Source organism: Streptomyces sp. NPDC006510, from assembly GCF_040611955.1.
Lineage (GTDB): Bacteria > Actinomycetota > Actinomycetes > Streptomycetales > Streptomycetaceae > Streptomyces.
The window spans coordinates 1-11,849 of the sequence record NZ_JBEXPH010000227.1; the positions used below are offsets into that span (position 1 = coordinate 1).

8 protein-coding genes and 2 pseudogenes are annotated in these 11,849 nt (G+C 70.9%); 6 read left to right on the plus strand and 4 right to left on the minus strand.

The window, feature by feature from the left end:
* From cynS to ABZY11_RS38325, 3 genes are all read left to right on the plus strand, one after another.
* Nucleotides 1-225 (plus strand): cyanase (gene cynS, locus ABZY11_RS38315; protein ID WP_356483594.1); only part of this gene is annotated, 225 nt, incomplete at its 5' end.
* 85 nt (nucleotides 226-310) lie between these two features.
* The gene (locus ABZY11_RS38320) at nucleotides 311-652 is read left to right on the plus strand and encodes a nucleoside deaminase (protein ID WP_356483595.1); all 342 of its coding nucleotides are present in this window, start codon (nucleotides 311-313) and stop codon (nucleotides 650-652) included.
* 64 nt (nucleotides 653-716) lie between these two features.
* The gene (locus tag ABZY11_RS38325) at nucleotides 717-1,628 is read left to right on the plus strand and encodes a CehA/McbA family metallohydrolase (protein ID WP_356483596.1); all 912 of its coding nucleotides are present in this window, start codon (nucleotides 717-719) and stop codon (nucleotides 1,626-1,628) included.
* Between the two features lie 70 nt (nucleotides 1,629-1,698).
* Here ABZY11_RS38325 and ABZY11_RS38330 read toward each other — a convergent pair whose 3' ends face one another.
* Nucleotides 1,699-3,747, minus strand: a complete 2,049-nt coding sequence (locus ABZY11_RS38330; RefSeq protein ID WP_356483597.1) for a prolyl oligopeptidase family serine peptidase — start codon at nucleotides 3,745-3,747, stop codon at nucleotides 1,699-1,701.
* A gap of 74 nt (nucleotides 3,748-3,821) precedes the next feature.
* Nucleotides 3,822-4,784 carry a helix-turn-helix domain-containing protein gene (locus tag ABZY11_RS38335; RefSeq protein WP_356483598.1) on the minus strand — a complete coding sequence of 321 codons (963 nt, stop codon included), beginning with the start codon at nucleotides 4,782-4,784 and terminating at the stop codon, nucleotides 3,822-3,824.
* Nucleotides 4,785-4,875: 91 nt separating this feature from the next.
* On the opposite strand from ABZY11_RS38335, the gene ABZY11_RS38340 reads away from it, so the two are divergent.
* The 3 genes from ABZY11_RS38340 (at nucleotide 4,876) to ABZY11_RS38350 (ending at nucleotide 10,416) form a co-directional block, all read left to right on the plus strand.
* Entirely contained in the window at nucleotides 4,876-9,108 is a 4,233-nt protein-coding gene (locus tag ABZY11_RS38340) for a S8 family serine peptidase (protein ID WP_356483599.1), read from the plus strand.
* Between the two features lie 279 nt (nucleotides 9,109-9,387).
* Nucleotides 9,388-9,678 (plus strand): hypothetical protein, encoded by a 291-nt coding sequence (locus ABZY11_RS38345; protein WP_356483600.1) that lies wholly within the window; start codon nucleotides 9,388-9,390, stop codon nucleotides 9,676-9,678.
* Between the two features lie 222 nt (nucleotides 9,679-9,900).
* Nucleotides 9,901-10,416: a hypothetical protein gene (locus ABZY11_RS38350; protein WP_356483601.1), complete on the plus strand. Its 516-nt coding sequence runs from the start codon at nucleotides 9,901-9,903 to the stop codon at nucleotides 10,414-10,416.
* Nucleotides 10,417-10,774: 358 nt separating this feature from the next.
* On the opposite strand, the pseudogene ABZY11_RS38355 reads toward ABZY11_RS38350, so the two are convergent.
* Both ABZY11_RS38355 and ABZY11_RS38360 read right to left on the minus strand, forming a co-directional pair.
* Nucleotides 10,775-10,936, minus strand: a pseudogene (locus tag ABZY11_RS38355) (pirin family protein); the annotation flags it as partial.
* Between the two features lie 124 nt (nucleotides 10,937-11,060).
* Nucleotides 11,061-11,354, minus strand: a pseudogene (locus tag ABZY11_RS38360) (tyrosine-type recombinase/integrase); the annotation flags it as partial.
* Between the last annotated feature and the right edge of the window lie 495 nt (nucleotides 11,355-11,849).

An 11,849-nucleotide genomic window follows, 5' to 3' on the forward strand; every position in this document is an offset into this window, starting at 1 on the left:
TCGATCCCCGGCGGCATTCCCACCGACCCGACCATCTACCGCTTCTACGAGATGCTCCAGGTCTACGGCACCACCCTCAAGGCCCTGGTCCACGAGCAGTTCGGCGACGGAATCATCTCCGCGATCAACTTCAAGCTGGACGTGAAGAAGGTCGCCGACCCCGAGGGCGGCGAGCGCGCCGTGATCACCCTGGACGGCAAGTACCTTCCGACCAAGCCCTTCTGAGGCCCCATCAGATCATGACCCGGGCGGGCCCGGCCCCGTCGCCGGGCCGCCCCCACACCAATCCACTTCCACCGGAGGTCTCCCCGTGGACTTCGCCCAGCACACCACCGACATCGCCCGCAAGAATGTCGAAGAGGGCGGACGCCCCTTCGCCACCGTCATCCTCAAGGACGGCGAGGTCCTCGCCGAGAACCCCAGCGGGGTCGCCCAGACCAACGACCCCACCGCCCACGCCGAGATCCTCGCCATCCCGGAGGCCTGCCGGAAGCTCGGCACCGAGCGCCTGGCCGGCTCGACCATCTACGTACTCGCCCACCCCTGCCCGATGTGCCTGGGATCGCTGTACTACTGCTCCCCCGACGAGGGGGCGGATAGCATTCCGAGAGCTGCGAGTCCGCATCGAGCCGACAGGGGAACGGATGGCTGAGTCGGAGTTTCCGCCGACACACGTGGCCGGCCGGGGGCGCGGTTGGTACCGGGGTGACTGTCACGTGCATTCGGTGTACTCGGACGGCGAGCTGACGCCGGAGCAACTCGCGGCCGGTGCACGTGCGTCGGGGCTGGATTTCCTGGCGACCACCGAACACAACACGTCCGAGGCGCACGGCGCCTGGAGCCGGCACGTCGGTGACGATCTGCTGGTGATCCTCGGCGAAGAGGTCACTACCCGGACCGGGCACTGGCTCGCGTTGGGCATCCGCCCCGGACAGGTGGTCGACTGGCGGTACGGCCTGCGGGACGAGCGGGTCGAGCGGCAGCTGGACGAGGTCCATCGGGCCGGTGGGCTGTGCGTGGCGGCCCATCCGCACGCACCGTACCCCTCGGGCACGTTCATGTACCCGTACCAGGGGTTCGATGTGGTCGAGGTGTGGAACGGGCTGTGGAGCTCGGACGCGCCATGGAATGCCGACAACGAGGCGGCCCTGGCCGAGTGGGGCCGTGGCCTGGCCGCAGACATCCACCGGGGGCGGTGGCGGCCGGCGATGGGCAACAGTGACACGCACCTGGAGGGCCAGATCGGAATCCCGCACACCGTCGTGCCGGCCGAGGAACTGAGCGCCGACGCGATCCTCGCCGGGATCCGGGCCGGCCGGAGCTGGATCGCCGGATCGGCCGCTGTCGAGCTGTCGTTCACGGCCTCGGCCGGCGACCGGAGCGCCGGGATCGGTGAGCGGCTGAAGGCAGGCGCCGCGCCGGCCGAGGTGCGGGTGGGCGTACGTGGTGTGCCCTCGGGCACTGTCAGCTTGCACACCGAGTCGGGCAACATGCATCGCGCGTCGTTGCCCGACTCGGGGGCAGGCACCGTGGAGTGGCGCACCGGCGCGGCGGATGCCGCGTTCGTGCGTGTCGAGGTACGCCATCCGGACGGCACATGGCGGCGCTCAGCAACCCGATCGTCCTGATCTGAACGAGTAACGCCGGCGCCGCCGGCGTGTTCGTCCCGCAGGCGACCGGTAGGTGCGTCCCGCCCGGTCAGTCGGTGGTCGGCCGCACCGGTTGCGCCAGGTGCTGCCACAGGAAGGTATGGATCAGTGCCTGGATGTGGGCGGACTGCTCGTTGTCGGCGGCGCCCGCGTGGCCACCGCCGGTGTTCTCGTGGAACAGGACCGGGTGACCGAGTTCGCGCAGCCGTGCGGCCGTTTTGCGGGCATGGCCGGGGTGGACCCGGTCGTCACGGGTGGAGGTCGTCAGCAGGACCGGCGGGTAGACCTGGTCCGCGGTGAGCCGGTGGTACGGAGAGAGCTCACGGAGGTGCGGGCGATCGGCTTCGTTGTCCGGGTTGCCGTACTCGGCGGTCCAGGACGCGCCGGCGAGGAGCTTGTGGAAGCGGAGCATGTCCAGCAGCGGTACCTGGGCGACGATCGCGCCGAACAGATGCGGACAGCGGGTGATCATCGCGCCCATCAGCAGGCCGCCGTTGCTTCCCCCCGCGGCGCCCAGCATGGCCGGGGTGGTGATGCCCCGTGCGACGAGATCCGTGGCGACGGCCGCGAAGTCCTCGAAGGCGCGCGGCCGGTCCGCGCCGAGCGCGGCCAGGTGCCAGTCCGGTCCGTACTCGCCGCCGCCCCGGATGTTGGCGATCACGTAGGTGCCGCCGCGCTCCAGCCACGCCCGGCCCGTCACCGCGTCGTAGGACGGGACGAGGGGGACCTCGAAACCGCCGTAGCCGTAGAGCAGCGCGGGACCGGGGCCGGGACGGTCAGGGGTGGGAACGGGGCCGATCACGAAGTAGGGCACCCGCGTGCCGTCCTGGGAGGTCGCGAAGAACTGCTCCACATCCAGACCGGCCGTGTCGAAGCGCTGCGGAGCCTGCTTGAGGATCTCGGAGTCGGCGCCGATCCGCCCGTGGTGGAGGGCGGACGGCTGCAAGAATCCCGACACGTCCAGGAAGTACTCGTCGGAGATGTCCGGGTCCGTGTCCACGACCGTGGCGGAGGACAGCGACGGGACGTCCGCGAGCGGCCTGCGTGCCCAACCGCCCGAGGGGGTGGGGGCGAGGACCTCGATGCGGGTGCTGACGTCGCGCATCGTCGCCAGGATCAGATGGTGGCGGGTCCAGGAGTGCCCGGCCAGGGCCGTCCGCTCGTCCGGGGTGAACAGCACCTCCGCGGTGCGGTCACCTGCCAGGAAGGCGTCGAAGCCGAACGCCAGCAGGGAGCCCGCCGGCTGCCCGAGCCAGTCCGACTTCGGGGCGACGATGAGGTGCTGTCGATGCGGGTAGGCACTGGCGTCGTCGGGAACGTCGATCTTGACGAGGGTGCCGTCCGGGGTCAGCAGGAACGTCTCGCTGCGGAAGAAGTCCAGCCACCGGTCGACGAAGTCCCGCTCGAAACCGGGTGTGGTGTCGCGCCGGCCCCAGGCCGCCACGTCTCCCGTCCCGGCCTCGAAGACCTGGGCGGACTCCTCCAGTGGCGTGCCGCGGCGCCATCTGCGTACGGTTCGCGGATAGCCGGCTTCGGTCAGCGAGCCGGGGCCCAGGTCCGTGGCGATGAAGACGGTGTCGGCGTCGATCCACCCGATCCGGGTCTTCGCCTCCCCCACCTGGAAGCCGCCCTCGACGAACGTCCGGGTGGCGAGGTCGAATTCGCGGATCACGACGGCGTCACCGCCGTCGCGCGACAAGCACACCAGCGCCCGGTCGTACTCGGGGTGGCGCACCTGTGCACCCGCCCACACCCACTTCTCGTCCTCCGCCGCGGCGAGCGCGTCGACGTCGAGAAGGACTTCCCACTCGGGCGAGTCCTTGCGGTACTGCTCCAGCGTCGTACGCCGCCACACACCACGCACATGCCCGGCGTCCTGCCAGAAGTTGTAGAGGAACGCTCCGCGACGGACGGTGTAGGGGATACGGTCCGTGGCGTCCAGCACCTCCCGCAGGCTCTCCTTCAGGGATGCGAACCCGGCGTCGGCGGCCAGCGCCGCCGCCGTCTCGGCGTTCCGCTCGGCCACCCACTGGAGGGCGGCCTCACCGTCGATGTCTTCCAGCCACAGGTACGGATCTTCATCAGTCACGCGTCGCATTGTGCAGGCATGCGACGCGTGCCGAGAAACACATCCACTCGTCGCCCGGACCTCCGCGCCGTCCGCGTGCGGGTTCACAGCCAGCCACGGCGGGCCGCGATCACGCCGGCCTGGAAGCGGTTGGCCGCGCCGAGGAGGTCGTGGAGGCGGCTGATGCGGCGGCGCATGGTGCGTACGGACCAGCCGAGCTGGCGGGCTATCGCCTCGTCCTTGAGGCCGCTGACCAGCAGGGTGAGTACGAGTCGGTCCTCCTCGCCGAGGGGGTCCTCGGCGGGGGCGTTGAGGGGCAGGGCCTGCTTCCAGCACATCTCCCAGTAGCCGGTCAGGGCGTCGAGCAGGGTGGACGGGCGGATCACCGCGGCCCGGACGTCGTCGAGGTCGAGGGAGAGCGGCATCAGGGCGAGTTTTCGGTCGGCGATGGCGAGTTTGATGCCCAGGCCCGGCAGGACACGGGCCTGTTCGCCGTGCCGGACCAGCTCGCGGATGTCGTCGAGGACGCCCGGCCATTCCAGGGCCTCGGGGGCGTAGACCGCGCGGTACCGTACGCCGCGTCCCAGTGCCGTCGCCTCCACCGGGTTGGAGGTGGTCAGGGCGTACGGCGGCCGGTCCAGGGTCATCACGTCCTCGTGGGCCTCCTGCTGGAGTCGCACGAACCAGCGGCCGAGTGCCTCGCTGCCGGTGGTGATCTCCACCTCGTCCTCGTCCGTGGCTCCGGTGCGCGCCGCGGCGAACAGCCGGGACAGCTCGTCTGCCGCCGAACGGACCTTCTCCAGCTCGTTGCTTCTGGCCCGCACCAGTGCCTCGACGGCGGCCCCGGGCTCGATCGCGGCGTACCGGCGGCGGGTGCCGGCGAGCCGGCCGACCAGTCCGTGGTCGCGGAGCCGGTCCAGTGCTCTGGCGACGCGCTCGGCCGAACAGCCGAGGTCCGCGGTGAGTTCGGCGGGTGCCGCCGTCCGCCGGGTCAGGACGGCTCGGTAGACGCTCTCGTCGAACGGATCGATGCCTGCCGCCGTGAGTCGCGGTGTCTCGGGAGTCATGGACGGATGGTGGCCCAGTTGTGCCAGCGGCAGCAATGGGCCACGAAGATCCATTGTGCGGCAAGTGCCCGCACCACTAGGACCTTTACGCATGGCAATGAAGTCACGAAGATCGCGTCATGCCGCTCTCGCCGCTGTTGTTCTCGCCGGCACGCTGGCGGCGGTACCGGGTGCCGCCGACGCGTCCGCGCCCGGCCCTTCGCAACGAGTGATCGTCGAGCTGTCCGGGAACCCGGCGGTCACCGCCGCACCCGGCGGATCGCTGCTGTCCGCCGAGGCCGCCCGCGGCATCGGCACCGCCCGCCGCGCGCTCGACGCGCGGCAGAGGACATTCCTCGGCTCGGCGAAGCGCGCCGGGCTGCACCCATCGGCAACCCGCAGGCTGGGGCTGCTCATCGATGCCGTGGCGATGACGGTGCCCGCGTCCGAGGTGGCGCGGCTGTCCTCGCTGCCGGGTGTCACCGCCGTCCGCGCCGACACCCGGGTGCTGACGAAGACGGACGTGAGCGTGCCGCTGATCGGCGCACCCGGCGTCTGGCAGCGCAAGGACCCCGCCGGGAGCCGCGTCACCGGCAAGGGGACCACCGTCGCGATCCTGGACAGCGGGGTGGACTACACCCACCCCGACCTGGGTGGCGGACTCGGCAAGGGCCACAAGGTCGTCGGCGGGCACGACTTCGTCAACGGTGACGAGGACCCGATGGACGACAACGGCCACGGCACCCATGTCGCCGGGATCATCGCGGGCAAGGCCGCGAAGAAGGGCGGCGTCACGGGTGTGGCGCCGGGCGCGAACCTGCTGGCCTACAAGGTGATGGACGCCGACGGCTCCGGCTACACGTCCGACATCATCGCCGGCATCGAGGCGGCCTCCGATCCGGCCAACCCGCACCGCGCCGATGTCATCAACCTGAGCCTCGGCGGCCCCGGTGACGGCACCGACCCGCTGGGCCGCGCCGCTGCCGCGGCCGTACGCGCCGGTGTGGTCGTGGTGGCCGCGGCCGGCAACGACGGACCGGGCACGGGTACGGTCAGCAGCCCCGCGACGGCCGACGGCGTGGTCGCGGTCGGCGCGTCGACGAGCAATCTGCGGTTGCCCAGCGCGTACCTGGCGGGCAGGAAACCCGAGTTGATCCAGAGTTACCGCGGAATCCTGTCCGCGAACCCGCCGCAGCGCCCCGTCACGGCACCGCTCGTCGATGTCGGCGAGGGCACCCCCGAGGACTGGAAGCGGGTCGGCGACGTACGCGGAAAGATCGTACGGGCCCGGATGCTCATCGCCTCCGACGCCCAGTACCTGACGGCGAGCGCGGTGGAATGGGCGCAGGAGGCGGAGAAGCGCGGCGCGATCGCCGTGCTGGCCGGCCTGCCCTCCAACGACGGCCCGGTGTTCGCGGCCGGAGCGCCCGGAGAGGTCCGGCCGCCGGAGGTGAGCCCTGAGCCGGGAGTGGCGCAGGTGCCGTCCTCGCCCGCGCGGATCGACGCCTCCGGGGACTCGCTGCGCATGGACCGTCTGGTGGTCATGGGCATGGACTCGACCCAGTACACGGAGTTGAGCGCCCGGCTCGCCGTGGGGAAGGTCTCCGTGACGCTGCACAGCACCGACACCACCGACCGGATCGCCTCGTTCTCCTCACGCGGTCCCTCCCAGAGGTTCGGCCTGAAGCCCGATCTGGTCGCACCGGGCGTGGAGATCCGCTCCACCGTGCCCAAGGCGCTCTACGGGCCCGGCCAGTACCGCATGTCGGGCACGTCGATGGCGGCCCCGCACGTCGCCGGCGCGGCGGCCCTGCTGCGCCAGCTGCACCCCGGCCGGACGCCCGCCGAGATCAAGGCCGCGCTGGTCGGCACCGCCGAGCCGCTGAGCGGCAGCGGGCCCACGACACAGGGATCGGGCCGGCTCGATGTGGCCGCGGCCGCCTCGGCCACGGTCGGCGCCGCACCGGCCTCGGTGTCCTTCGGACTCGCCGACCTGTCCGGCCAGCGGGTCGGCGGCACCGCGAAGGTGACGCTGCGGAACTCCGGCAAGCGGCAGGTCACCACCACGCTGCGGATCGACGGCCGGGCCTCGGTCTCACCGAAGCGGGTCACCATCCCGGCGGGGCGGACCGCGACCGTCACGGTCTCGCTGCGTGTCGCCCGGCCGGCCGCGGGCACCGAGATCAGCGGCCGCCTCACGGCGACCCCCGACCGGGGACCGGCGATCCACGTGCCCTATCTGCTCGCCGTCCGGTACCTGGCCGTCCAGGCCGCACCCGACCCGAGCGACGGTCACTCGACAGTGCACATCGCCCCTCCGACCCGGCTGGCCGCACCACCGGTCGTCACCGTCACCCCGCCTCATGGCAAGGCCGTCGAGGTCACGTCCACCCTGGATCCCGCCAGCGGCTACTACCGGGCCGAGGTGACCGGCAGCGCGGCCGGTGCCTACCGGGTCTCGGTTCGCGGCACCGCCGGTACCGGGCAGCGGCTCACCGGCGCCGGTGCCTTCGAGGTCACGCCGGTCGACAGCCGCCAGAACCGCTGGAAGCCGGTGGGGCCAAACGGCCAGGCCGGCTCCATCACCCTCGCCCCGGGCCGGCCGGAGCAGGCCGTCCTCACCCAGTACCAGAAGGCGGCTCCCTGGCTGACCACCGACAACGGGGCCTCCTGGCGGCAGTTGGGACGGCTGCCGGTCGCGGACGGCACGGGGCAGCTCGTGGTGGACGCGAAGAATCCCGACCGCTGGTGGTACTCCGTGAACAGCGTCCACGATTTCAGTCGCCGGGGTGCCGTCCTGCGCACCGACGACAACGGCCGTACCTGGCGCAAGCTCGACGTCCCGGACACCCGCATCACGGCGCTCACCGCCGATGAGCAAACCCGCACCCTGGTCGCGGTCACCTCCGACGCGCTGCTGGTCAGCACGGACGCGGGCGACCACTGGACGACGTATCCGACCGGTGTTTCCGGCGCCGTCACCGCCGCCGCGGTCACCGGTGACACCCTCTACATGACGACGAACGGCGGTGTCTGGACCCGCTCCGGCATCGGCTCGGGCAACCCCGGCGAGGCGCGAAGGCTCTTCGAGGCGGCCGTCGGGCACGTCGGCGGGCTTGCCGTCGACTCCTCGGTCGTGGCGGTGTACGTCATGGGCACCGGAGTTGTCGGTTCCCGTGACGGCGGGAAGACCTGGTCCACCCTGCTGCCGATGGCGGAGGGCGGCCTCGGCCTGACCGTCTCGGGTGGCGATCTGTACCTGAGCACGGTGTCCGGAAGCGGCCGGCTCAGCCGCGACCACGGGCAGACGTGGACCACGGTCGCCGTGCCGTCGCGCGCGGCACTGCCGGTGGACTACGACCGCTGGGCCGACGGTTCCGTCACCGTCTCCAGTGAGCAGGACGGTGTCTACCGGGGTACCGGGGACGGCACCGGATATCGACGGATCGGCGTCCAGGGTCTGACCGTCCAGGACCTCGCGGTCAGTGACGGCCATCTGCTGGCCGCCACCGACAGCGCGATCTACCGCACCGCCCTTCCCGTCGCGAGCCCGGAGTGGGGCCGGTCGGGCGGCGAGGGCATGAGGGGGGTCACCGTCCCGCAACTCGCCGTGTCGGCCAAGGATCCGAAGGTGATCTGGAAGGTCCGGCGCACCGCGTTCGGCTCGTTCACCGTCGAACGCAGCGGCAACGGCGGCGCCACCTGGGAGAAGAGGGGCAGTTCGGCAGAGGTGCCGACGGCGCTCCTGGTACACCCCGCCGACCCGGACCGGGTGATGGTCAGCTTCCGGAGCCTGCTGGGCCAGGGGCTGTTCGCCACCGGCGACGGCGGCGCGACGTGGAAGAACCTGTACCACGAGCGCTCCTTCGACACCATCGCGGGCGATCCCGCCGACCCGCTGCGCCTGTGGCTCGGCAACCGTTCCGGTCTCTATCGGTCGGACGACGGCGGGGTGACCGTCACCCGGGTCGCCGACGGCCCGGTGACCGCGATCGACATCGACGGACGACGTCTCGTCATCGGCGGCGACAGCGTCCGCGTCAGCACCGACGGCGGCCGGACCTTCCGCGCCGCGGACACCGGTCCTCTCGCGATCCATGTCTCCGACCTGCTCCGGGTCGGGGACACGTACTACGCGGCCACCACACGTTCCGGGGCCAGCGGTCTCCTGCAGGGCGGCCGCGGCGTGCTGCGGAGCACCGACCGCGGTCGGAGCTGGCACAACATCTCGACCGGCCTGCAGAACACCGATACGACGAAGCTGGCCGCGAGCGCCGACGGCCGCACGCTCTACGTCGGCACCATCGACGGCGGCGTGCACCGTCTCAGCCTGCGCCGCCGCTGAGCACCACGCACCGGGCGCCCGGACGGAACCTCTCTGTCCGGGCGCCCGGTCCGCGCGCGGGGCGCTTCAGCGGCGGTTCCGGTGCGGCTTCCGGCCCAGGGCGCTGTGCACGGGGAGTGCGCCGAGCGGCGACATCGCCTGTCACCACACCGATGGCGCCAGCGAGGCACTGGCCGCGACGCCCCGGTAAGCCGTACCGCGGCACGGCGATCAAGGCCTCGACGCGCCGGAGCCGGCCAGGCACGAGATCGTTGGGCTGGGGCCGGGCGGAGCGGGGCAGTGCGGATAGAGCGTCATCAGGTGGGCGAGGCCATGGTCTCGGCGGCGCGCACGGACTTCGTCGACCGTATCGGGGGTCAGGTCGGGTCCATGTCCAAGGCCGGCCCGATGGCCACGTTCGAACGGCAGTCGCTCGCGGAGGGGTTTCTCGACTACCTGGGCGCACTGTCCGTCGAGACGCCGGGCCTCGAAAGCCCGGAGGCCAAAGCCGTTCTGAAGGACGCCACCGAGGCCGCGGCGGGCGCGGTCGCGTACGCGGCGTACCACCCGCAGGTCTCGTTCCAGAATTGATCACGGCCGGGCTCACCAGGGGCAACGACAGGGACGCAGGATGCGCGTCGCAGCGACCGCGGTGAGCTGCGAGCCGATGTGGCAGTGCAGGCCGACCAGCTGCATCGTGGCTGGGTAAAGAACCCGGGCGACGGCTCGCCCGCGGAGCAGACGTCCAGGCCGAGGCCCTCCCGCCGCACTCGGTGCACATCGTTGTGACGGGGCTTGGCCTATGTTGAGCCAATGTCCGACAATGACGAACCACCGAGCGTCCTGGGTACTGAGGAGGCCGGCACTGGCATGGAGCTGCCCGCAACCTTGCATATCGCCGGACTTGTGCTGAGACGGGCGGAAAGCCCTCCATACCTGGCCTGCTGGAGCGGATACTTCCCGGGGCCGGAAGGCTCGGAACCAGCCGGTATGAATGTGGTGATCGAGCCGGCGGCCCCGCCGGAAGAGACCACCCTCCAACTCGCTCACGACGTCGTGAGCCGTTTCCACGACTTCGTCGCTCAAGCACTGGAGTACTGCCGCACCCGACTCCGGGAGCGACGTTTTGACCTCACAGCCAAGGAACTGAGCTGGCTGGACCTTCCGGAGTTGCCGTTGGCAGTTCCCGAAGCAACGGTGTGGGCCGACCAGACCTGGGCAATCCGCTTCACCGAGAGCAGGCTTCGGCTGGCGGACCCCTACGGAATCCTCGTGACTTTCAACGGAACGCAGCCTGTCGACCTCCAGGGCATCGACGACGAGCGATGAACCGCTCGTTGCACCATCGCGAACTCGGAGGTCCAGTCGGTGCTGGGGCTTTTTGCCGGTGTCCCCGGCGGAACGCTCACGGTCGCCCGGGTTCGCGGAGGCGCACCGTCCACTGAAGGTCGCGGGGCTCGCTGTCGCGGGTGGACGGCCGGATCTCACGGTCGACGCCGACGGCGCGGCGCACATTGAGGCGCCGAAGGGACTGACGGTGCGGAGGCAGTACCCGACGCCCCATCGACGCGGAGCGGCCGCACCGCCCGGCCCCGGGCGGGACCCTGTGCGCCGGGCCGGGGTGCTGCCTCGGACCGGGCCGCCCACCCGGTTCTCCGGACGGCGGCGGCGACCGCGGTACGACGGATCAGCGCACCCCTCCTCGCGGCTTCAGCACCACCGGCGGCAGTTCGGGGGCGGGCAGGCGGTCGCCGTCGTAGCCCTTCACGTCGCCGAAGCGGGAGCTTTCCGTCCAGCCGCGCCCGGCCTCCTCGATCTCCTCGTGGAACCGCCCGATGAAGTTCCACCACGTCTCACCCCGCTTCAGCGTTTCCCCAGGTCAGACCCTTTGAGTCCGTGAGGGGTCAGCAAAGGGTCAGCATCGCGACGGGATGGTTCCCTGCGACCTTGGTGCGGGAGCGTCCTGCCCAGCCTCAGGCGGTCAGGCCGACGTCCAGGAGCATGGCCGCCTTGCCTAGCGAGCCGGGCATGAGATGCCGGTAGATCTTGAACGTCACGTCGATACTCTTGTGCCCCATCCACTCAGCCACGTCGGTGATGGGAATGCGATTGGACAGGCAATTCGAGGCGAAGAAGTGCCGGAACCCATACATGACCATCCCATCAGGTATATCCAATCCCCCGGCCCTTTTCATTCTCTGCCACTGGTTCGACAGGTAGCAGTACGGGAATGTCTTCGCGGGATCCGCCGGGTGCCTGAGAAGGTAGTTGTCTCATACTGGGGAGGCTTGACCCCATCCAGCGGGGGGAACGGGTCAATACGCGCGGGCAGCGTCCCGTCGCCCCGGCCACTGGCCGCGTGAAGGGCGGGAACTGCTTCTCCGCCGACAAGCCGTCCTGGTGCCTCACGGGCAACCCCCGCACCTGGGTCCGCAAACGTGACGGGCTGCGCCTCACCCCCCGCCGAGGCCGGAACTCTCGTCTCCTTCCGCGCCGCCTAGCCCTTGGCAGGGCTCCCGCTCGTCGCAGTTCCAGCAGGCGGGAGACGTCGTCTGCCCGGTCGTCGCCGCGTTCGTTCTCGCGGCGATCCGCAGCGTCGACTGGGAGCCACGGGTCCGCGACTGCCTCACCGGCCTGTACCACTACGAGGACCTGTGGGCCGAGTACGGCCTAGTACTCCAGTACGGTTTCGTGATCTATCCCGTGGGTTCATCGGCGGATCGTCGTCGGTAGTGGCTGCGACGGGCTGTGGCCTGGTGCTT